Source organism: Cyanobium gracile UHCC 0139 (assembly GCF_034931325.1).
GTDB lineage: Bacteria > Cyanobacteriota > Cyanobacteriia > PCC-6307 > Cyanobiaceae > Cyanobium > Cyanobium gracile_B.
In genome coordinates this window covers 276,858-296,641 of the sequence record NZ_JAYGHX010000002.1, presented here as the reverse complement: position 1 = coordinate 296,641, position 19,784 = coordinate 276,858, and the positions used below count along the sequence as shown (strand labels likewise).

Sequence of the window (19,784 nt, the reverse complement as noted above, 5' to 3'; positions counted from 1 at the left end):
GCTGCCCAGGTCACGCACCCCCCAACGGTTGGGACGGTCGCATCCCGCCGTACCGTCCTCTGGCCACCCACACCACCAGCCTGTCGCAATTTGAGATCAGTCCCCCCCATTGGTCCCATCGGTGTCTGGCTGACGCTGGGTCTGGGCCTGGTGCTGGCGCAGCCCGCCCACGCCTACGTGGCCCTGATGGCGGGCCAGAAGGCCCGGCCCCTGAACGGCACCTTCAACAACGTGCCGGTACTGCACTCCAACCAGCCCGAGGAGGTGGAGGGGCCGGGGATCCTGATCAACACGGCGCCCGGCTACGCCTACGCCGCCGAGACCGGCCAGGCCCTGCGCAATGCCGAGTTCACCTTCAACGGTGACTTCGGCATGCACCTGCACCATAAGTACTTCCCCCCCAACCGGCGCTCCATCGCCCCCGGCAGTCGCCGCGCGGAGCTCACCCTGGCGGCGGTCCTGATCAATCCGGGGGTGCGCCCTGTCCACATCCGCTTCTCCAAGGGGGCGGTGCGCAACAGCTTCGAGGCCCCTTACCTGGCCAACAACCTGATGGGGGTCAAGCCGCTGGGTCCCCGGCCCTGGAACACCGGCCCCGGCGACGCCACCGCGGTGCAGATGCTCCGCGGCCGGCTGGACAGCCGCCTGACCGACGAAATCACGATTCCGGCCCGCAGCCGCATCGTGCTCTTCCAGACCCAGCTGCCGGCCCTGGGGATCGCCAACGCCCTGCTGCGCGGCCGCAGTGACGGCCCCTTCCAGATCGCCGTGGTGGCCGCCAAGGCGGAGGACTCCTACAGCCAGGTGCTGGCGGTGCTGGATGAGGGCCGGCTGGCCCCGGGCAGGGTCTATCTGAGTCGCATCAACGACATCCACAACCGCAGGATCTTCTCCCGGGTGGGCGGCGTGGCCCTTGGGGATGCCTACCAGGCCTCGATCACCCACGACCTCGACGCCAAAGGGCCGCTGCACGTGCCCTTCACCAGCACCGACCGGCACCATTTCGGCACCCGGGACGTGCAGGTCAACGCCCTGGCCACTCGCATGGTCGATTCCTCCCTCGACAACGTCGGCACCTACGGGGTGCGCTTCGACGTCGACCTGAATCTCAAGGGCAACGGCCCCTATGAGCTGGTGATGAGCCACCCCACCCTGATCGGTGGTCAGCCGTTCACAGCCTTCCGGGGATCGATCCAGATCCAGACCCCCTCCGGTCTGAGGGAAGTGCATGTGGGGCTCCGCTCGGGGCAGAGCCTGTCCCTGGGCCAGATCGACCTCACACCAGGGGTCGTGAATCCCGTGCGGGTCAGCCTCGTCTATCCGGCGGATGCCACCCCTGGCCATCTGCTGAGCGTGGTGAGTGCCAGCCAGCTGGCCATGGTCCAGGAGCGGGAACGCCAGCTGGAACTGGCGCGGGCCGGGGCCACCGTCCGGCCGTCGCCGCCGCCCGTTGCGCCCCCGGCGGTGACCATCGTGCCGCCGGCCGCCGCGATCACCCCGACACCGATCGGAGGGACCGGGCCCCTCATACCGCCGCCCCAGATCCTCCGACCGGCACCCGCCCCCGGCTGGCTGAATCCGCCACCACCCCCGCCGCCCTCATCGACCCGCGGCGTCCTGGCCCCTTCCCCCATGATCACGCCGATGCGCAGTCGTTCCGGCACTGCAGCCGGCTCCGGCTCACTGGTGGATCGCTACCGCGAGGCCGTCGAGGCCCAGCAACAGTTCCTGCGGGACCAGCGGGGACCCTGACCATCCGTCCGATGCCAGCGAATCCAGCACCGAAGGAGGGCTGCCGTGGCTGAGAAGTCGAACGACGCCCGGCAGCGGATCAGCCTCGACCTCACCCGTGAGCTGGTGGCCCACCTTGATCATCTGCGGCGGGAGTGGGGCATCCGCAGCCGGGGTGATGTGCTCGAGCGTCTGCTCGACGACCTGTTCGGCTCCGGGGACGATGGAGACGGAGAGGGCGATGGCGATGACGTTGGGGAGGATGGCCTGGTTCCGTTGGCCCGATCAGCCGAGCGTCACGGCGAGGACGCGCGGGACCTGGAGGAACAGGGGGCCCTGGTGCTGGTGGGGCGGGGGGCGATGGACACCCTGCAGGCGGAATTCGAGTGGGAGGCACCGAAGGAGCATCCTCCGCGCTCCCAGCGCGCTGGTGGGGGCATCGATCTTCCTGGTTTCGTGCGTCGCCGCTCCGACGTTCTCAAGCGCAGCCTGCGGCCAACGGCCCGGCAGAGTGCCGGGCCCCTGCCCCTGACCCCCCTGCCGCCCCTAGGGGGTGAGGTGGTGCAGCAGGCGATGGAAGAAGCCGGCAACCACTGGCACACGCTCTATGGGTCGCCAGCCAACGAGGCGGTACTGGAGGCGGCCATGCTTTGGCTGGCCCAGGACATCTGGCCCCAATCGGACCAGAGCGATGGCCGGACGTTCACATGGTCAGGTGCCTGCCAGGTGATGCAGCAGTTCGTTCCCGGTTGGAGTGATGGCCCGCCGACCTTCGAGCGGGTGATGGTGACGGCGGGGGTGCTGGAGGACCCCTTCAGTGGTTCCACCCTGAGCCTGCGGATTCCGACCCTGATCCGCCGCTTTGTGCACCGTTTCCGCCGCCGTCGCCGGGGCACGTCCTTCCAGACGCTGGAGCACACGATGACCCTGCACGGCGCCCTGCGGCTGCTGCAGTTGCCCACCGATCCCGGGCAGCGCCTCACCCTTGCCCAGATCCGCGAGGCCTACCGGGACATGGCCCAGAGTCACCATCCTGACGCCGGAGGATCGGTGGAGGCGATGCGGCGCCTCAATGAGGCCTATCAGCTGCTCAAGGAGCTTTATCGGCAGGGTGCCGCGAGCGACCGCTGACCCACTGCGCGCCAAACGACCAGGGCGTCATCTGGCAGATCAGTAGTCTCCTGTTGGACCACATATGGGTCCTACATCTAGACCTGGGTGAGCCAGCATGGATCACTGCTCTGATGGTTGGGTCGGCGCTATTCCCAGGCACGTCATGTTGGACCAGCCGTGTGTCTTGTCATTGGACCCATCCGGTATCTGTAATTTCCCGATTTTTCGTTGATTTCCCTTGTCAACAGCGAACGGCTGAGCCCTGCCCCCGTCGAGACTCGATGCCACCTGCCCCCCAGCCCGGCCACTGTCCAAGGATGGCGTGCCACCCAAGCGACGCTGTCCATGCTTTGGACAGTGCCTGAGAAGCCTTGTGAGGACTGAAGTCCACCAGACTGCGTATCTGTCTTTGACACAGATACGCAGAGTTGAGCCGAGGTTCGAGGCGGTCGATCACCTCGGAAGTCTCTCGAAGGCGTCCAGGGGAGGAACGATCTCCGGGATGGGTTGTCCTTCGCAGCGGCTGGGCCCTCCCACAGGAGCATCGCCAGTCCTGACTGAGAACTGCTCTGGGACTCACTGCGTGACGCAACTGGGACTGCTGGGGTGCTGCAGCTGGACCCGCCTTCTACGCGATGCGTCGGACCCCACTTCGGGCAGGCCGTCGCCCCGCCGCATGGATAGGCCGACCTGAATCTCCAACGGCCGGCCATGCAGCAACCAGAACCGCCACTTCTCCAGTCGTCGCGACTGGCTGACTCGGGTCTTGATCCGGGACCGGATACGAGTCCCAGGCGAGATGCGTAGGGCAGCGGTGCCGCCCGCCGACGATGGGCCGTGCACACCCGTCGAGCCCCTGCCGCGAACGCGCGAGGTGCCACAAAAAATCCCCGTCACGTGGGTGACGGGGCAGAAGGCTGATGAAGACGCAAAAGCCTGATCGGCTGTCTCATGCTGGACCCCTCAGCAGACCAGCAAGGAGTCCCGTCTGAGACTCATGGACGGATCAGGTGGAGGTCTGGAGTCCCTGAATCAGATAGTCGAAGTAGGGCCCGGCCAGGGTCGCTTCCTCGCCACCCAGCAGCACCAGGGCCGCATCCTTGAGGGTGCGCATCGCCTCCACCATGCCGGGCAGGGGCACGCCCAGGCTGTTGTACATCTCGCGGGCGCCCACCACGCCGATCTGCTGGATCAGCTCGGTGCTGCCGGCCAGGATGCCGTAGGTGACCAGCCGGAGATACCAGCTGTAGTCACGCAGGCACTGGGCCCGCTGCTTCTGGCCGAAGGCGTTGCCGCCGGGGGCCACGTAATCCGGCTTGCGCAGGAAGAGTTGTTTGGACGCTTCGGCAATGATCTTCTTCTCGTTGTCGGTCAGCACCCTGACGACACTCAGCCGGCGGGCCCCGCCACTGAGGAACTCCACCATCGTGCGCAGCTCGCCGCCGGTGGGATAGCGGAGCTGATCATCGGCCTGGAGGATCAGATCGCGAACGACGCTCATAGCAGCGACCACAGTCCGGCGAATCCTATCGAGCCCGAAGCCTCCGCCAGGGCTCCTGGCGCAAGGTGTAACGCCCCTTTGCACGACCCCCGATAGGGTCGCTGCAGTGCTGCGGATCGCAGATGGCCTCGGTGGGCGACAGGCTCGAGCTGGAGATCACCGACCTGGGCCATGACGGGCAGGGGGTGGGGCGCCACGACGGCCAGGTGGTGTTCGTCAGCGGCGCCCTGCCCGGCGACACCGTGCAGGTGCGCCTGCAGGCGGTGGCGCGGCGCCATCTGGTGGGTCAGCTGCAGCGGGTGCTGAGGCCCTCTGCCGACCGCCGCCGCCCCCCCTGCATCCTGGCCGACAACTGCGGGGGCTGCAGCCTCCAGCCCCTGGCGGACGGGGCCCAGGCCGCCTGGAAGCAACGCAGCCTGGAGCAGACCCTGCAGCGCATCGGCGGCCTGAGCGCGCCTGTGCGACCGCTGCTGGCGGCCGATCCGACCCTGGGCTACCGCAACCGTGCCCTGATTCCCCTGGAGCGCCGGGCCGATGGCCGCTTGCGCGCCGGCTACTACCGCCGGGGCTCGCACCAGATCGTCAACATGGCCCGCTGTCCGGTGCTCGACCCGCGCATTGACGCCCTGATCGCGCCCCTCAAGGCCGACATCGAAGCCAGCGACTGGCCGATCGATCGCCACGGCAACGACCCTGAGGCCGTGGAAGGTCCTGGTCTGCGCCACCTCGGCCTGCGGGTGGGGGCCGCCACCGGGGAGCTGCTCATCACCCTGATCAGCAGCCATGACGATCTGCCCGGCCTCGAGGCCCTGGCCGACGCCTGGTGCGAACGCTGGCCGGAACTGGTGGGTGTCTGCCTCAACCTCCAGCCCCTGCCCACCAATCGTCTGATGGGCGACGAGACCCGGGTGATCCGCGGCCGGGAGTGGCTCCACGAGTCCTTCGCCGGCCTGCGCTTCCGCATCGCCGCCGACACCTTCTTCCAGGTCAACACCCGCCAGGCCGAACGGCTGGTGCCCCCTCTGACGGAGGCCCTCGGCCCCGTTCCCGCCGGCGGCTCCCTGCTCGATGCCTACTGCGGCATCGGCACCTACAGCCTGCCCCTGGCCGCCGCCGGCTGGCTGGTGAGCGGCCTCGAGCTGCATCCGGGCGCCGTGGCCATGGCCCGGCTGAATGCCTCCGCCAACGGGCTGGAGGGACGGGCGAGCTTCGAGCAGTCCGACGTGCCCCAGGTGCTGGAGGAGCGCCTCCAGGGCCAGCAGGCCCTGGTGCTGGATCCGCCCCGCAAGGGACTGAATCCGGTCGCCATCGCGGCGATCCTGGCGGCACGACCGGAGCGGATCGCCTACGTGAGCTGCGATCCGGCGGCGCTGGCCCGCGACCTGGCCCAGCTGTGCGGCCCAGGGGTCTACCGGCTGAACTGGGTGCAGCCCGTCGACTTCTTCCCCAACACCAGCCACGTGGAGGCCCTGGCGGCCCTGGAGCGCCTCTAGCGGCGCTGTTCGGCGCCGAAACGGCGCTCCAGGGCCTCACGCACCCGCCCATGGGCTGCCTCCACCTCTTCGTCGGTGAGGGTGCGGGCGCTGTCGCGGTACCGGAGCCGGAAGGCCTGGCTGCACCGGCCGGCCTCCACCTGGGCGCCCTCGTAGCGGTCGATCAGTTCGGCCTGCTCCAGCAACGGCTTGCCCGCCTTGCGGATCGCCGCCAGCAGGTCCGCCGCGGTGGTGTCGGTGGGTACCACCAGGGCCAGATCCCGCTCCGAAGCCGGCACGGTGGGGTATGGGCGGAAGCTGGGCTGCCAGCGGTTGCGGCGGGTGCCGGCGCTGAGCAGGGGCTCCAGTTCGAGCTGGAACACATAGGTGGCGGCCGGAAGATCGAGGGCGTCGGCCTCGGTCGGGTGGAGCTGGCCGAACCAGCCGGCGGGCTTGCCTTCCACCAGCAGCCGGGCGGCGCGGCCGGGGTGGAGCAGGGGGGCATCGGTCAGGGGGCGATCCTCCAGGGGCAGGCGCAGGGGCTCGAGACCGGCCTGCAGCACGCCACGGGCCTGGAAGTAATCCGGGGGGGCGGGTTTGCCGCAGCTGCGCCAGCGCTCGGCGCGGCGCTCCCCGGCGATCACCCCCACCAGCAGGGTGCGTTCGCCATGGCGCTCTTCGCCGCTGGCCGCGCCACCCGGAAACACCCGGCCGATCTCGAAGCCCCAGAAGCCGCCCAGGGAGGCCTGCAGGTTGCGGCGGGCGGCCTGGAGCAGCTCCTGGTGCAGGTTGTCGCGCAGGTGGCCATAGTCGGCCAGGAGCGGGTTGGCCAGGGGAACCCGGCCCGGCGCCGCCGCCACCAGCGACAGGGAGACGATCTCCTGCAGGCCGGCGGCGCAGAGGCTGCGGCGCAGGCGGCGCTCCAGCTGCTGGGCCGGCTCGAGTCCCCCGGGGATCAGGGGATCGGGGAGGTGGGCGGCGAAGTGGTCGTAGCCCACCAGCCGGGCCACCTCCTCGATCAGGTCCACCTCACGCCTGAGGTCCATGGCGCGCTCGGGCGGCACCCGCACCAGCCAGCCCTCCTCGTCCTCCTCAAGCACGCAGCCGAGGGCCACCAGGGTGGCGGTGATGCGTCCATCGTCCAGGTCCCGGGCTTCGCCCTCCACCAGCACCGGACCCAGCAGGTTGTGCAGGGCGTCGCGGCGCAGGGGCAGGGGCGGCTGCGGCGACGCGCTCCGCTGGTGCAGCCAGCGCCCCTCCACCCGCGCTCCGGCGAGCTCCTGCAGCAGGGCGACGGCACGATCGGCGGCGGCCAGGGTGATCTCGCGCGGCACCCCCTTCTCGAAGCGGCTGCAGGCTTCCGTGCGCAGACCGACGCTGCGGGCGGAGCGGCGCACCGCCTGGGGAGCGAACACCGCCGCCTCCAGCCAGATGAAGGTGGTGGATTCGGTGACGGCCTCGGCCAGGCCCCCCATCACCCCGGCCAGGGCGATGGGATGGTCGCCGCAGGTCACCACCAGGGCCTCATCGCCCAGGGTGCGCTCCTGGCCGTCGAGGGCCAGGAACGCTTCTCCTGGGCGACCCTGGCGCAGGCCGATGCTGGCGGGCTCGGGCGTGCCGCCGATGAGCGCCCCCAGGCGATCCCGGTCGAAGGCGTGCAGGGGCTGACCGGTTTCCAGCATCACCAGGTTGGTGATGTCCACCACGTTGTTGATGGGGCGCACACCGGCGCGCTCCAGCCGCTGGCGCAGCCAGTCCGGGGATGGGCCCACCGTCAGGCCGCTGAGGGCCGTGAGGCTGAACAGACCCCCCGCTTCGATGGCTTCGCGGTCGGCTGCCGCGGCGGCCAGGGGCTCGGCCGCCACCAACGGCGCTGCTGCGGGGAAGGTGGTGCAGCCGCCGCTGAGGGCCGCCACTTCGCGGGCGATCCCGCGCATCGACAGGCCATCGGGGCGGTTGGCGGTGATGGCCAGCTCCAGCACCTGGTCGTCGAGGCCCAGCAGCGGGCCCACGGGGGTTCCCAGGGGGGGCAGCGTGTCCAGCAGCTGGTCGAGTTCGGCAATGCCGTCGCTGCCGTCGTCGAGGCCCAGCTCCCGCAGGGAGCAGATCATGCCGCTGCTGGCCACCCCCCGCAGTTCGGCGGGCTTGATCGTCAGCCCCACCGCCGGCAGGGTGCTGCCCACCAGGGCCACGGGCACATGCAGGCCCTGGCGCACATTCGGGGCGCCGCAGACGATCTGAAGGGGCTCGCCAGCCCCCACATCCACCCGGCAGACACTGAGCTTGTCGGCGTTGGGGTGGGGATCGCGCTGCACCACATGGCCCACCACCACACCGGCCGCCCGGGCCGTCAGATCCTCGATGGCCTCCACCTCGAAACCGGCGATCGAGAGGCGCTCCGCCAGGTGCTCAGGCACGAGAGCGGCCGGTTCCACGCTGACCAGCTCCCGGAGCCATTGGAGCGAAACCAGCATCGGAGGGGTGCACAGCAGCCGTGCAGCTTAGGAAGCGATCAGGGCCCTCCCCATCGGGAGGTAAGGTGCAGGATCGTCTCTCTGCAACGCATCCGCGGCGCAACGTCCTTCCATGGCCAAGAACAAGGGCGTCCGGCTGGTGATCACCCTCGAGTGCACCGAATGCCGGTCCAACCCCGCCAAGCGGTCCCCTGGCGTGTCCCGTTACACGACCCAGAAGAACCGCCGCAACACCACCGAACGGATCGAACTGAAGAAGTTCTGCCCCCACTGCAACGCCTCCACCGTCCACAAGGAGATCAAGTGAGGCCGGATTCCCTGCGGAATCCCATCGCCTGATCGTCCCGCGGCCCCTGCAGCGGCAGTTGTCTCCTTTCGTTCCTTCCCTCCGTTCCCATGTCCAGTTCCTTCTTCAAGAAGCGCCTCTCGCCGATCAAGCCCGGTGACCCGATCGACTACAAGGACGTCGATCTGCTCAAGAAGTTCATCACCGAGCGTGGCAAGATTCTGCCCCGCCGCCTCACCGGCCTGACGGCCAAGCAGCAGCGCGATCTCACCAATGCCGTCAAGCGGGCCCGGATCGTGGCCCTGCTGCCCTTCGTGAATCCCGAAGGCTGAGTTGCCCTCCGCCTCGCGTCGGTTCACGGCGGGTGACCTGGTCGGCCTCCACGACGACAGCCGCAGCCTGCTGGCGGTGGTCGTGGCCGAGAAAGGCACGCGCCTCGATCTCAAGGTGGGTTTCGAGGCCAAGGCCCTCCAGCGCGGGGTCCGGCAGCTCGATCTGCTGGCCGCTCTCCCGGGCGATCAATCCCCACCCACACGCCTGACCCAGCCCCCCTGGGGGCTCAGTGCCGAGACGTTGCAGCAGGCCGCCCCGAGCCCCCGGGAGCTGGGGGCGGCCTGGTTGCTTCTGCTCGACAACCCGGCGTCCCTCGACCTGGGCGACTTCGTTGACCTGATCGGTGACGGAAGCGACCCGGTCCAGCGGGCCGCCTGCTGGCTGTGGCTGCAGGGCCCCCAGACCCTGTTCCGCTGGCGCCAGCAGCAGGTGGAGCCCCGACCGCTGGTGGATGTGCGGCGGCTGCGGCGGGACGCCCGCCGCCAGCAGCTGGCCGAACAGCGGCGGCGCCAGTGGCAGGACGCCCTGCGCCAGCGCCGCCCGATCGATCCGCAGCAGCTCAATGCCGAGCAGCGCCAGCACCTGGCCCGGCTGCGGGAATGGGCCAGTGGAGACACCAGCCGCCCACTCCCGGACGACCTGCACCGCGCCCTGCAGGCGGCCCATTGCCCGATGGAAGCCTCACCGATCCGGCACCTGCTGGTGGACCTGGGCCAGTGGGAGCGGCACCATCTGCCCTCCCTGGAAAACACCACCTGGCAGGCGGGCTTCTCCGCGGAGCTGGAGGCGGAGGCCCTGCGGCTGGTGGCGCTGGCCGCCACGGAGCTTCCCGGTGACGATCGCCGCTGCGACCTCACCGGCCTGCACACCGTCACCATCGACGATGCGGACACCCGCGACATCGACGACGGCCTCTCCCTGGAGCATCGGGCTGACGGTCGGCCGCGGCTGTGGATCCACATCGCCGACCCGGGGCGGCTGGTGACACCGGACAGCCCCCTCGACACAGAAGCCCGGCGCCGGGCCAGCAGCCTCTACCTGGCCCGGGGCCCCCTGCCGATGTTCCCCGAGGTGCTCAGCACCGGCCCGATGAGCCTGCGCATGGGCCAGCGCAGCGCCGCCCTGAGCCTGTGGGTGGAGCTGGCCGAGGACGGCGCGGTAACCGGCTACGGGCTCGAGCCCAGCTGGGTGCAACCCGCCTATCGGCTCAGTTATGCCGATGCCGATGAGCTGATCGAGCTGGCCCCGCCCCAGGAGAGATATCTCAATGAGATCCACGTCCTGATGGAGCAGCGGCGCCGCTGGCGGCTGGCCCGTGGAGCCCTCGACCTGGATCAGCCCGAGGGTCGGATCCGGTGTGACGACCAGGGAGCCCAGCTGGAGATCACCGAACCCTCGCCATCGCGCACGCTGGTGGCCGAGGCCATGATCCTCGCCGGGGCCGTGATCGCCAGCCACGGACAGGAGCAGGGTCTGGCCCTGCCCTACCGCAGCCAGCTGGCGGCGGAGCTGCCAGGCGAGGCGGAGTTGGCGATCCTGCCGCCCGGCCCGGTGCGCCATGCGGCCATCAAGCGCTGCCTCAGCCGGGGCCTTCTGGGTACCACAGCGGCTCCCCATTTCTCCCTGGGCCTGCCCTGCTACGTGCAGGCCACCTCTCCGATCCGCCGCTACAACGACCTGCTGGTGCAGCGCCAGCTGCTGGCCCACCAGCAGGGGCAGCCCGTGCTGGAGGAGGCGGAGCTGGGGGCGCTGCTGAGCGAGCTCGAGGGGGCGATCCGCCAGGGGCTGCAGATCGCCCGGGAGGACCAGCGCCACTGGCAGCAGGTGTGGTTCGAAGCCCAGGAGCAGCACCAGTGGCCGGCGCTGTTCCTGCGCTGGCTGCGCCCCCAGGACCGGCTCGGCCTGGTGCACCTGCCGGATCTGGCCATGGACCTGGCCGCCGAGTGCCATGGCGACCCCGTCCCCGGCGACGCCCTGCTGGTGCGGCTGCAGCAGGTGGATTCCCTGCGGGACCTGCTGCGCTTCACCGCGACGGGCTGACCCTGGCGGGCTCAGGGGCTGAGGTTGAACCTGTCCATCGCCTGCTGCTTGCAGATGGTTTCGGCCTGGGCGATGGAGGCCCGGGCGTTCACCTGCTCGGCCACGCAGGTGCAGGTGTCCTTGGCCAGGCCGGCCGGCACCGGCTTGCCGGCCTTGGTGAAGTCGGCGTTCACCGCCAGGGTGCAGTAATGGATGATCAGCTGGTCGCGCATGTTGTTGAGGCCCTGGGCCCGGCCAGGCAGCGCCGCCAGCAGCACCGCTGAGCCAGCCAGGGCAAGCAGAGCGGACAGGGGCCGGAAGGTCGTCGCAGGGTGGTGGGGGGCCATGGAGAATCGACAGGGACCAAGCGCATCCTGGCCGAACTCAGCCCGCACAGCCCGTTCCCGGCAAGCGGCGCCGGCGCCACAGCAGCAGCACCACCACCCCCACGCAGGCCAGGCCCACCGCGGCCGGAAACAGGGCCGTGGTCAACGTCAGCCGCTCCAGGGAGAGCAGCACCAGCAGGTTGCGCAGCACGAACAGGCCGAAGAAGCCGATCCGTTCCTGTTCGGGATGGCGATAGGCGCGCCGCAGGGTGGGGCCGAATCCCAGCAGATCCACCAGGGTGAGCACCACCACCGCCCCGAGGGGATCGGCGGTGAAGAACCAGAACGGCAGGGCCGAGGCGGCACCGGCCAGAAACAGCCAGTCGCTCGTCGTGATCGCCCGGTCGGCGCCATGGCCATGGGCCAGCCAGGCGATGTGGAAGGTGATCAGGGCCGACACGCCGGTGGGCCAGGCCCCGACCCCGCCACCGCCGGCCCAGGTGGCCAGGAACACCAGCAGGGTGGTGACCCCCCAGATCAGCCAGGAGAACACATGGGGCCGGGTGCGACCGGCACGGATGGAGACGATGTAGGGGAGGAAAGCCGCGAAGGTGAGGGCGATGGCGGCACCGCTGAACAGCAGCTTCACGGCACGAGCCGCGACACCCGCAGCCAGGGGCCCCAGGGGTTGGGGCAGCCGATCAGGGCCGCCGTGGTGGGGCGATCCAGGCCCAGCAGCCAGTGGTGCAGGGTGGGTTCCAGGGTGATCAGCGGCCAGGCCCCCGCCTCGCCGTCGAGCACGTAGCCGCCCTGGCCATCGGGCACCAGTTCGCCGCGCCAGAGGCGCTCGCCCGGTTCCGGGGGCGGCGCCCAGCCCGCCGGCGCTGCCAGTTCCGCTGCCTCCAGATGGCCGTGCCGATCCAGTCGCTCCGGCTCCGCCAGAGCCTCAAGCTGGCGCTCGCGCCAGCGGGGGTGGTGCCAGGGGGTGTCCCACAGCGGCACCACGGCAGCCGGAGCCAGCGGATCGGCGATCAGAGCCTCCTGCAGCCGGCGCACCGGCAGGGCCGCCGGCTCCAGCCCCCCCTGCACGCACAGGGCCGCCGCCAGCCCGGCGGCCTGGCCGATGTTGAGCACCAGGGGCTGCAGCCGGGTGGCCCCATTCGCCATGTGGCTGACCCCGAAGCCCTTGTCGGCCGCCAGCAGGTTGCTCACCCCCTCACTCACCAGGGCCCCGTAGGGGATGGTGAACGGGGTGCCGCTCCAGCGGCCGCCCCAGCGGCAGCTCTTGGGGGCCAGGGGCCAGTCGCCGCCGGGATAGTGGTGGTCGTTGGCGTAGTTGCCCACGGCGATGCTGCTCAAGGCCCCATCGGCATCACGGCGGAGCGGGGCGATGCAGGCGCCCTCCCCCTGGGGCAGCAGGTGCTGCTCCAGCACCAGCTCCCTGGCCACCAGCCGGCGACCCTCGCGCCAGTAGGGCATCAGGGCCAGGGATCCGGAGCCCCTGAGCCGGCCGGCCCCGGCCTCCTCCGGCGTGGGAAACACCGCCGCCGGCCCCAGCCAGCCGCCGCTGGCCTGGCGCAGGGCGGCGGCGAACGCTTCGCTGTGGTCGCGCATCGCCGCCAGCAGTTCCCGCTCGGCTGCTTCGGCATCCCCGGCCCCACCGGCGACCCGCTCGGCGAAGGCCCGCTCCAGGCCGTGGTGCCAGTCGTTGCCCTGCAGGGGCCAGTTCAGCATCACCAGGCCGCCGGGCAGGCGGCCGTAGGTGAGGGTGCGCTCCAGGCCGAAGGCCTCAGTCGCCGCCGCGAAGGGCTCCGGCAGTTGGGGGGGGCTGCGGCGCCAGGCTTCAGCCTCGGGGGCCGCCGTTCCCCCCCGCTCGTCCAGCTGGCCCAGCCACACCCAGGTGGGCGACTGGATGGGCTGCTGCTGGAAGAAGGGATCGTTCCCGAGGCGCTCGGCCGTGGGGGCGCTGGGTTCCTGCCAGAGCTCCCTGGCCTCCCAGCCGAAGCGGAAGGGGGCGGCAGCCAGGGGATAGAGCTCGCCCCGGTCGCTGCCATCGATGACCACCGTGGGCCGCAGGCGTCGCAGGACGCCCCTGTGCTCCACGCTCACGGCGCCGATGCGGTCGCCGTCGCGCTCTACCGCCTCAAGCCCTACGCCGGACCACCAGTCCAGCCGTTCCTCGGCGGCCACCCAGCGGCGCAGGAGCCGCTCGGCGCTGGCGGGGCGGTAGCCGAAGCAGCTCACCCAGTTCTGATCCAGCCCCTCCGGCTCCATCCCTTGCAGGGCCCGCAGCAGGGCCCCCCACAGGCCGCTCTGCCAGGGGCTCAGCTCGTTGCCGTCCGGGGCGCAGACCCCGGCCGCGCTCACCATGCCCCCGAGCCAGGGCCCGGGGGTGAGCAGCAGGGTGTCGGCGCCGGAGCGGGCGGCCTGGAGCGCGGCGGCCACGCCACCGCTGCCACCGCCCCAGACGAGCACGTCGGCCCTGCGATCGAAGCCCGTGCGCATCGTGGAGAAGGGGCCGGGGTCAGGGGGCCAGCATCCCATCCCGGGGCCATGGGTAGGATCCGGGCCCCGGGCCTGGGCCCACGGGCGTCAAGGGGGCCGTCACGGGACACCTACCTGCCGCCGGCGGACCCGGTCGACGTCGCCTGCCGATGACCTATACCCTCACCACTCCCCTCTATTACGTCAACGACCGTGCCCACCTGGGCAGCACCTACACCACTCTCGCCTGCGACAGCATTGCCCGCTTCCGGCGGCTGCAGGGGGAGCAGGTCACCTTCATCACCGGCTGCGACGAGCACGGTCTAAAGATCCAGCGCTCGGCCGAGGCGGCCGGCCTCACGCCCCAGGCTCACTGCGATGCCATCAGCGGTGAGTACCGCGACCTGTGGCGCCGTTGGGGCATCAGCAACGACCGCTTCATCCGCACCACCGACCCGCGCCACCGGGCGATCGTGGAGCAGTTCTTTGCCCGGGTCGAGGCCAGCGGTGATGTGGTCGAAGGGCGCCAGCAGGGCTGGTACTGCGTCGCCTGCGAGGAGTTCAAGGAGGAATCGCCGGCGGCCACCGAGCCCCATTGCCCGATTCACCTGCGCCCCCTGGAATGGCGCGACGAGCTGAACCTCTTCTTCCGCCTCTCCCGCTACCAAAGCCAGATCGAACAACTGGTGGCCAACGACGGCTTCATTGCGCCCCGCTCCCGCCGCCGGGAGGTGGAGAACTTCGTTGCCGGGGGCCTGCGGGACTTCTCCATTTCCCGGCTTGATCTGCCCTGGGGCATCCCCGTTCCCGGCTACCAGGGCCACACCTTCTATGTCTGGTTCGACGCCCTGCTGGGCTACCTTTCGGCCCTGCTGGAGCCCAGCGATCCCGCCGACCTGACCCTGCTGGCGGCGCGCGGCTGGCCCGCCCAGCTGCACGTTATCGGCAAGGACATCCTGCGCTTTCATGCCGTCTACTGGCCGGCCATGCTGCTCTCAGCCGGCCTGCCCCTGCCGGAGAAGGTCTTCGGCCATGGCTTCCTCACCCGGGAGGGCCAGAAGATGGGCAAATCCCTGGGCAACGTGCTCGATCCCGACGTCCTGCTGGAGCGCTGCGGCACCGACGCGGTGCGCTGGTACCTGCTGCGGGACATCCCCTTCGGCGATGACGGCGATTTCCAGCAGCAGCGCTTCAGCGATCTGGTCAACAACGACCTGGCCAACACGATCGGCAACCTGCTCAACCGCACCTCCTCGATGGCGCGGCGCTGGTTCGACGGGGCCGTGCCACCGGCCGGAGCCGCCGCCGTCCCAGACCATCCCCTGGCCCTGCGTTGCCTGGCCTGCGCCGAGGCCGTCGATGGGGCCCTCGAGGGGCTGGATTTCCGCACGGCGGCGGCCGCGATCCTGGAGCTGGCGGAGGCTGCCAACGGCTTCCTGAACGATCGCGCCCCCTGGAAGGCGATCAAGGCCGAGGAGGGCCGCGCCGGGGTTGCCGAAGACCTGTACGCCGTGCTGGAGACCAGCCGCTGGGTGGCGGTGCTCCTGGCGCCCCTGCTGCCGGATCTCTCCGGGCGCATGCTCGACCAGCTGGCCCAGCCGGCCTTGGTGGCCGACAGCGGCTGGACGGCAGCCCGACACTGGGGGAAGCTGGCCAGTGACCTGGCCCTCCCCGAACCGACGCCGGTGATGCACCGACTGGAACTGGATTCCCCCCTTTGACGCTTCCTCTCCCCGCGCGACCCTGGCGTCTGTCCGCCCTGCTGCTGCTGTTGCTCACGGGCTGCGGCCGCGGCGACGTCGCCCGCGAGACGGCACCCACCCCCTTCGTGTTCCGTTCCCTGGATCTGCGCCAGCAGGACGTGTTCGGGCGGCCCAACTGGGAACTGACCAGCCCTGAGGCGCGCTATGACCTGCGCCGCCGCGTCGCCCGGGCCCTTCAGCCCCGTGGGGTGATCTACAGCGACGGCAAGCCGGCCTATCGGGTGGAGGCCTCCACAGGCACCGTGATCAATGACGGGGCCGTGATCCTGCTGGAGGGGAGGATCCGGCTGCAGCGACTGGGAAAAGAGCCGGTGATGATCCAGGGCTCCCGGGTGCGCTGGCTTCCCTCCCGCAACCTGATGGAGATCGACCGCCATCCGGAGGGCTTCGACCCCCACACCCGGCTCTCCGCCGAGCGGGCCACCTTCCGCCTCGACAAGGACACCCTGGAGCTGCAGGGCAAGCCCCAGCTGCAGCGCTGGGCCAAGGCGTTCGATCCCTTCCGGGCCAACCCCGTCGGAGCCCCCCAGATCCTGGTGACGGTGACCTCGGTGCTCTGGAAACCCGGCACCGGCGCCCTCACCGCCCGCGGTCCGGTCCTGGGGGAACGGCGGCCGCCGGGCTCGACCGCCACACGCCCGCTCCAGACCCTCACCGCCACCTCCCTGATCGGCAACACCCAGACGCAGCTGTTCAACCTCGGGCCACCGGTGCTGTTCAGCGACCCGGCGGTGGCCGGCGGTGCCAGCGCCCGGGGCAAGGCCCTGCAGGTGGACGCCGCCCAGCATCTGGTCCTGATCCCTTCGGGCTGCTTCCTCCAGCAGGACGGTGCCACCCTCGAGGCCCGCAGCTGCTCCTGGAACTGGCAGACCCAGGCGGTCACCGCCGATGGCTCGGTGCTGCTGCAGCGGCCCGCCAGCCGCCAGCTGACCCGCGGCAGTGTGCTGCGGGGCCAGCTGGGGAACAAGGGGGCCGTGGTGGTCACCAATCCGGGAGGCCGGGTGTTCAGCCAGTTCCAGGTGCCACCGTCGACGTCACCGCCACGGCCGGTGGCGCCACGCCCGAAACCCGAGCCAATTCGCCTGTAAGCCTGCGTGCCCAGCCCTCGATCCAGACCAGATCGCTGCGGGTGAAGCAGCGGGGTGACCAGCCCCCCAGCACCAGCACCCCCTCGGTGCCGAGGGGCTGCACCACGACCGCCGGCAGTCCGGTGGGCAGGCTGCTGAACTCGTCCCGGCCCGGGTAGAGCTTCAGATCCACCAGGGAGATGGCCTTGCCGTTGGCCATGCTGCGCCGGCAGATCGCCCCGGGGAGGAAGTCGCCGCTGCCCAGCACCCCCCGCTCCAGCAGGGTGTGCCCACGCCAGTGGAGCAGCACCACGGCCGCCGGGGTCGCCGTCAGCAGCATGGTGCTGCCCCAGCCCAGCTCCTCGGCCAGGGACGCCTCCAGATCCGGCGCCAGACGCAGCCCCTGCCTGCCCTCCAGCGGAACCCTCTCCGGCGCCACGGGCTCGACCCGCTGCCAGAGCAGGGCCACCAGCAGCAGCAGCACCGCCAGGATGCTGGCCAGCACCGAGGCCCGCTCCAGGGGCGGTTCCAGGCTGGGGGCGGTCATCTGGTTGAGCACGGCCAGGGCCAGACCCGTGGCGCCGCAGGCCAGGACGACGCGGGCGGGGGCGGACATCGTCATCGTTGGGGGGCGGTGTGTGGCGCGGCGGGGCATTGCCGAAGCTGCCTTCAGGATGCCGGAACGGGGCCGCGACGGCAGACTGGTGGCGTCTTGCACGATGGCCTTGGCTTCAGTGATGCCTCCGGTGACGGCAGCGCCCCCCGGCCCGAGCGGCCGCTCCGGGCTGCTCCGGTCCCTGCTCTCCCTGGTGCTGGCCTTCGGCCTGGTGCTGGCGGCTCCGGTCGCGGCCGCCCTGGCCCTGTCGGCGGCGGACTTGCCCGCCCGCCCACCGGCCGAGCATGTGCTCGACGGCGCCGACGTGCTCAGCCGGGCAGGCAAGGCCGAGATCGAGCGCCAGCTGCAGGCCTTCGGCGCCGAACGGGTCGATGCCCGCCTGATCACCCTCAGCCGGCTCGACTATGGCCTCGACCTCTCCACCCTGGCCGGGCAGCTGGTGGAGCGCTGGTCGGCCGATCCCCCCGCCGGCAGCAGTCCCGATCCCCTGTTGCTGCTCCTGATCGACACCCAGACCCGCTCCACGGCGATCGCCGCCCAGCCTCCCCTCGATCGCCAGCTCCCCGATGAGCTGCTCGAGAGCACCGCCGCCACGACGATGGCCCAGCCACTGCGAAGCGGAGACCGCTACCGCCAGGCGGGCGTCGATGCCCTGCAGCGCCTCGCCGCCGTCCTGCAGGGTGGCGAGGACCCCGGCGAACCCGTCGTCGAGGAGGCTGCCGCCGTCGTCAGCAACATCCCCACCCGGGAGGAGACCTCCAGCAGCAACGCCTTCACCTGGGTGACCGTCCTGCTGGTGGTGGGAACGGTGGTTCCGATGCTCACCTGGTGGGTCTTCTCCCGCTGATTCCCCCGCGACCCGCCTCCCCATGGGACTGACGAACTGGATGGGTACCTTCGGGCGGGCCCGCTCCCTCGACCTGAGTTCCGATCTCGAGCGCGGCTATGAAGCGGCCCTGCTCATCCAGAGCATCGAGATGGAGCACTACAACGACCGTCCGGTGCGTCCCGAGCTGGAACTGAGCATCCCGCGGGCCATGCAGGCCCAGGTCCTGCGCCGGTTCCGGGCGGCCCTGCAGGTCTGCCGCCAGTCCAGGGACGTGCTGGCCCCCTACCGGCAGGAACTCTCCGGCCAGGAACTGCGCCAGTACCAGCTGATCGACACCGTCACCGCCCGCTACGCCGTGGCCCGTGAGGAGCTGCCGGCCCTGAGCCGCACCCCTGAGATGCTGCCCCGCAGCCTGGTGAGCGTGGTCGACCAGGTGCGGCGGCAGCTTGACCCGGAGGCGGAGGCGAGCGTGGTGGCTGGCTTCCGCCGCCGCCGCGATTCCACCCTGGTCTCCCTGCGGATCCTGCTGCTGCTGGTGCTGGTGCCGGTGCTGGTGCAGCAGGTGAGCCGCACGTATGTGGTGTCCCCCCTGGTGGATCGCTTCGCCCCCGACAACGCCTTCCTCACCTATCCGAAACCCCACCTGGAGGAGCGAGCCGTCGAGAAGCTTCGCGTCTACCAGGCGGAGATCGAGTTTGACGCCCTGCTGGCGGGCAAGGCCCTGCCGAGCCGCGAGGAGCTCCAGACGGAGCTGGCCAAGCGGGCCCAGGTGCTCAAGGAGGAGGCGGACCAGGAGAGCACCCACGCCATCAAGAACGTGCTGGCCGATGTCTGCGGCTTCATCGGCTTCGTGGTGGTCGCCATCCTTGGCCGGCGGGACATCCAGGTGCTGCGGGGCTTCATCGATGAAATGGTGTATGGATTGAGCGACAGTGCCAAGGCTTTCGCCATCATCCTGTTCACCGATATCTTCGTGGGATTCCATAGTCCAGAGGGCTGGACGGTGTTGCTCGACGGTGTCGCCGACCATCTCGGATTGCCGGCGCGGGAGAATTTCGTGATGCTGTTCATCGCCACCTTCCCGGTGGTGCTGGCCACGATCTTCAAGTACTGGATCTTCCGTTACCTCAACCGGGTCTCGCCGTCCTCGGTGGCCACCCTGCGCAACATGAACGGTGGCGGCTGAGGTGGCGGCTGAGCCCCCGCCCGGGGTGCAGCGCCAGCCCAGGCTCACTCTGGTCAGCGGACCCTCGCGGGGTGGCAAGAGCCGCTGGGCTGAACACCTGGCCGGCGCCAGCGGCCTGGCGGTGATCTACCTGGCCACCGGGCCCTCCCTGCCCGACGACGAGGCCTGGCAGGAGCGGCTGCGTCGCCACCGCCTTCGGCGCCCGCCGGCGTGGGGTTGCCGCGAGGTGGGCGGTGCGCTGGCAGCTGAGCTGCGCCATCTGCAGGCCGGCGAGCTGGGGCTGGTGGATTCGCTCGGGACCTGGGTGGCCGCCCACCTGGAGCTGGAGCCGCCGGACTGGAGGCTCCACTGCGACGATCTGCTCAGCTCCATCGGCGCCTGCCGGGCACCACTGGTGGTGGTCTGCGAGGAGACAGGCTGGGGCGTGGTGCCGGCCACGGCGGCTGGATCCCGCTTCCGCGACCGGCTCGGGGCCATGCAGCAGACCCTCCAGGTCCACAGCGAAGCCGTCTGGCTGGTCCTGCAGGGGCGTGCCATCGATCTGCTGGCCCTGAGCCAGCCCGTGCCCCCCGGTCCCTGAGGAT

The 19,784-nt window shown here is 70.6% G+C and carries 17 protein-coding genes; 11 read left to right on the top strand and 6 right to left on the bottom strand.

Annotation, left to right across the window (positions count from 1 at the left end):
- Positions 1 to 186 precede the first annotated feature (186 nt).
- A complete protein-coding gene (locus tag VB738_RS04780) occupies positions 187 to 1,752 on the top strand; it encodes a DUF3370 family protein (RefSeq protein WP_323304904.1) in 1,566 nt (521 codons plus the stop codon).
- Positions 1,753 to 1,797: 45 nt separating this feature from the next.
- Complete coding sequence (locus tag VB738_RS04775) at positions 1,798 to 2,862, top strand: J domain-containing protein (RefSeq protein ID WP_323304662.1); 1,065 nt, start codon at positions 1,798 to 1,800, stop codon at positions 2,860 to 2,862.
- A 988-nt stretch (positions 2,863 to 3,850) separates the two neighbouring features.
- On the opposite strand, the gene VB738_RS04770 is transcribed toward VB738_RS04775, so the two are convergent.
- Positions 3,851 to 4,345 carry an allophycocyanin subunit alpha-B gene (locus VB738_RS04770; RefSeq protein ID WP_323304661.1) on the bottom strand — a complete coding sequence of 165 codons (495 nt, stop codon included), beginning with the start codon at positions 4,343 to 4,345 and terminating at the stop codon, positions 3,851 to 3,853.
- 122 nt (positions 4,346 to 4,467) lie between these two features.
- On the opposite strand from VB738_RS04770, the gene rlmD reads away from it, so the two are divergent.
- Positions 4,468 to 5,838, top strand: coding sequence for a 23S rRNA (uracil(1939)-C(5))-methyltransferase RlmD (rlmD, locus tag VB738_RS04765; protein WP_323304660.1), 1,371 nt, complete (start codon positions 4,468 to 4,470; stop codon positions 5,836 to 5,838).
- Here the strand turns inward: rlmD and pheT are convergent.
- Positions 5,835 to 8,291, bottom strand: coding sequence for a phenylalanine--tRNA ligase subunit beta (gene pheT / locus VB738_RS04760; RefSeq protein ID WP_323304659.1), 2,457 nt, complete (start codon positions 8,289 to 8,291; stop codon positions 5,835 to 5,837). The two genes, rlmD and pheT, sit on opposite strands and share 4 nt — an antisense overlap.
- Positions 8,292 to 8,403: 112 nt before the next feature.
- On the opposite strand from pheT, the gene rpmG reads away from it, so the two are divergent.
- The 3 genes from rpmG to VB738_RS04745 all read left to right on the top strand — a co-directional run bounded on the left by rpmG (position 8,404) and on the right by VB738_RS04745 (position 10,950).
- A complete protein-coding gene (gene rpmG / locus VB738_RS04755; protein WP_015108195.1) occupies positions 8,404 to 8,598 on the top strand; it encodes a 50S ribosomal protein L33 in 195 nt (64 codons plus the stop codon).
- 89 nt (positions 8,599 to 8,687) lie between these two features.
- Positions 8,688 to 8,909, top strand: a complete 222-nt coding sequence (gene rpsR / locus VB738_RS04750; RefSeq protein WP_006041316.1) for a 30S ribosomal protein S18 — start codon at positions 8,688 to 8,690, stop codon at positions 8,907 to 8,909.
- Between the two features lies 1 nt (position 8,910).
- Positions 8,911 to 10,950 carry a ribonuclease catalytic domain-containing protein gene (locus tag VB738_RS04745; RefSeq protein ID WP_323304658.1) on the top strand — a complete coding sequence of 680 codons (2,040 nt, stop codon included), beginning with the start codon at positions 8,911 to 8,913 and terminating at the stop codon, positions 10,948 to 10,950.
- 11 nt (positions 10,951 to 10,961) lie between these two features.
- Here VB738_RS04745 and VB738_RS04740 read toward each other — a convergent pair whose 3' ends face one another.
- The 3 genes from VB738_RS04740 to VB738_RS04730 are packed head-to-tail and all read right to left on the bottom strand — an operon-like array spanning position 10,962 to position 13,760.
- Positions 10,962 to 11,276: a hypothetical protein gene (locus VB738_RS04740; protein WP_323304657.1), complete on the bottom strand. Its 315-nt coding sequence runs from the start codon at positions 11,274 to 11,276 to the stop codon at positions 10,962 to 10,964.
- A 37-nt stretch (positions 11,277 to 11,313) separates the two neighbouring features.
- The gene (locus VB738_RS04735) at positions 11,314 to 11,904 is read right to left on the bottom strand and encodes a hypothetical protein (protein ID WP_323304656.1); all 591 of its coding nucleotides are present in this window, start codon (positions 11,902 to 11,904) and stop codon (positions 11,314 to 11,316) included.
- Positions 11,901 to 13,760, bottom strand: a complete 1,860-nt coding sequence (locus VB738_RS04730; RefSeq protein WP_323304655.1) for an FAD-dependent oxidoreductase — start codon at positions 13,758 to 13,760, stop codon at positions 11,901 to 11,903. The genes VB738_RS04735 and VB738_RS04730 overlap by 4 nt, the downstream gene beginning before the upstream one ends.
- A gap of 149 nt (positions 13,761 to 13,909) precedes the next feature.
- Between VB738_RS04730 and VB738_RS04725 the strand changes: the two genes are divergently transcribed.
- Together VB738_RS04725 and lptC are read left to right on the top strand one after the other, a co-directional pair.
- Positions 13,910 to 15,460, top strand: a complete 1,551-nt coding sequence (locus VB738_RS04725; protein WP_323304654.1) for a methionine--tRNA ligase — start codon at positions 13,910 to 13,912, stop codon at positions 15,458 to 15,460.
- Complete coding sequence (gene lptC, locus VB738_RS04720; protein WP_323304653.1) at positions 15,457 to 16,590, top strand: LPS export ABC transporter periplasmic protein LptC; 1,134 nt, start codon at positions 15,457 to 15,459, stop codon at positions 16,588 to 16,590. The genes VB738_RS04725 and lptC overlap by 4 nt, the downstream gene beginning before the upstream one ends.
- Here lptC and VB738_RS04715 read toward each other — a convergent pair.
- Positions 16,508 to 17,185, bottom strand: a complete 678-nt coding sequence (locus tag VB738_RS04715; RefSeq protein ID WP_323304652.1) for a cofactor assembly of complex C subunit B — start codon at positions 17,183 to 17,185, stop codon at positions 16,508 to 16,510. The genes lptC and VB738_RS04715 overlap by 83 nt on opposite strands.
- Positions 17,186 to 17,306: 121 nt before the next feature.
- Here VB738_RS04715 and psb32 point away from each other — a divergent pair, with 121 nt between their 5' ends.
- The 3 genes from psb32 to VB738_RS04700 are packed head-to-tail and all read left to right on the top strand — an operon-like array spanning position 17,307 to position 19,780.
- Positions 17,307 to 18,032 carry a photosystem II repair protein Psb32 gene (psb32, locus tag VB738_RS04710; protein ID WP_323304903.1) on the top strand — a complete coding sequence of 242 codons (726 nt, stop codon included), beginning with the start codon at positions 17,307 to 17,309 and terminating at the stop codon, positions 18,030 to 18,032.
- 22 nt (positions 18,033 to 18,054) lie between these two features.
- Entirely contained in the window at positions 18,055 to 19,200 is a 1,146-nt protein-coding gene (gene pxcA, locus VB738_RS04705; protein ID WP_323304651.1) for a proton extrusion protein PcxA, read from the top strand.
- Between the two features lies 1 nt (position 19,201).
- On the top strand, positions 19,202 to 19,780 hold the full coding sequence (locus VB738_RS04700) for a bifunctional adenosylcobinamide kinase/adenosylcobinamide-phosphate guanylyltransferase (RefSeq protein ID WP_323304650.1): 579 nt from the start codon (positions 19,202 to 19,204) through the stop codon (positions 19,778 to 19,780).
- Positions 19,781 to 19,784: the final 4 nt, after the last annotated feature.

Excerpts from the sequence above, each read along its gene's own strand:
- VB738_RS04780 (WP_323304904.1), top strand. The coding sequence starts at position 187 with ATGGCGGGCCAGAAGGCCCGGCCCCTGAACGGCACCTTCAACAACGTG.
- VB738_RS04770 (WP_323304661.1), bottom strand. The coding sequence starts at position 4,345 with ATGAGCGTCGTTCGCGATCTGATCCTCCAGGCCGATGATCAGCTCCGC.
- rlmD (WP_323304660.1), top strand. The coding sequence starts at position 4,468 with ATGGCCTCGGTGGGCGACAGGCTCGAGCTGGAGATCACCGACCTGGGC.
- pheT (WP_323304659.1), bottom strand. The coding sequence starts at position 8,291 with ATGCTGGTTTCGCTCCAATGGCTCCGGGAGCTGGTCAGCGTGGAACCG.
- rpmG (WP_015108195.1), top strand. The coding sequence starts at position 8,404 with ATGGCCAAGAACAAGGGCGTCCGGCTGGTGATCACCCTCGAGTGCACC.
- rpsR (WP_006041316.1), top strand. The coding sequence starts at position 8,688 with ATGTCCAGTTCCTTCTTCAAGAAGCGCCTCTCGCCGATCAAGCCCGGT.
- VB738_RS04740 (WP_323304657.1), bottom strand. The coding sequence starts at position 11,276 with ATGGCCCCCCACCACCCTGCGACGACCTTCCGGCCCCTGTCCGCTCTG.
- VB738_RS04730 (WP_323304655.1), bottom strand. The coding sequence starts at position 13,760 with ATGCGCACGGGCTTCGATCGCAGGGCCGACGTGCTCGTCTGGGGCGGT.
- VB738_RS04725 (WP_323304654.1), top strand. The coding sequence starts at position 13,910 with ATGACCTATACCCTCACCACTCCCCTCTATTACGTCAACGACCGTGCC.
- VB738_RS04715 (WP_323304652.1), bottom strand. The coding sequence starts at position 17,185 with ATGTCCGCCCCCGCCCGCGTCGTCCTGGCCTGCGGCGCCACGGGTCTG.
- psb32 (WP_323304903.1), top strand. The coding sequence starts at position 17,307 with ATGCCTCCGGTGACGGCAGCGCCCCCCGGCCCGAGCGGCCGCTCCGGG.
- pxcA (WP_323304651.1), top strand. The coding sequence starts at position 18,055 with ATGGGACTGACGAACTGGATGGGTACCTTCGGGCGGGCCCGCTCCCTC.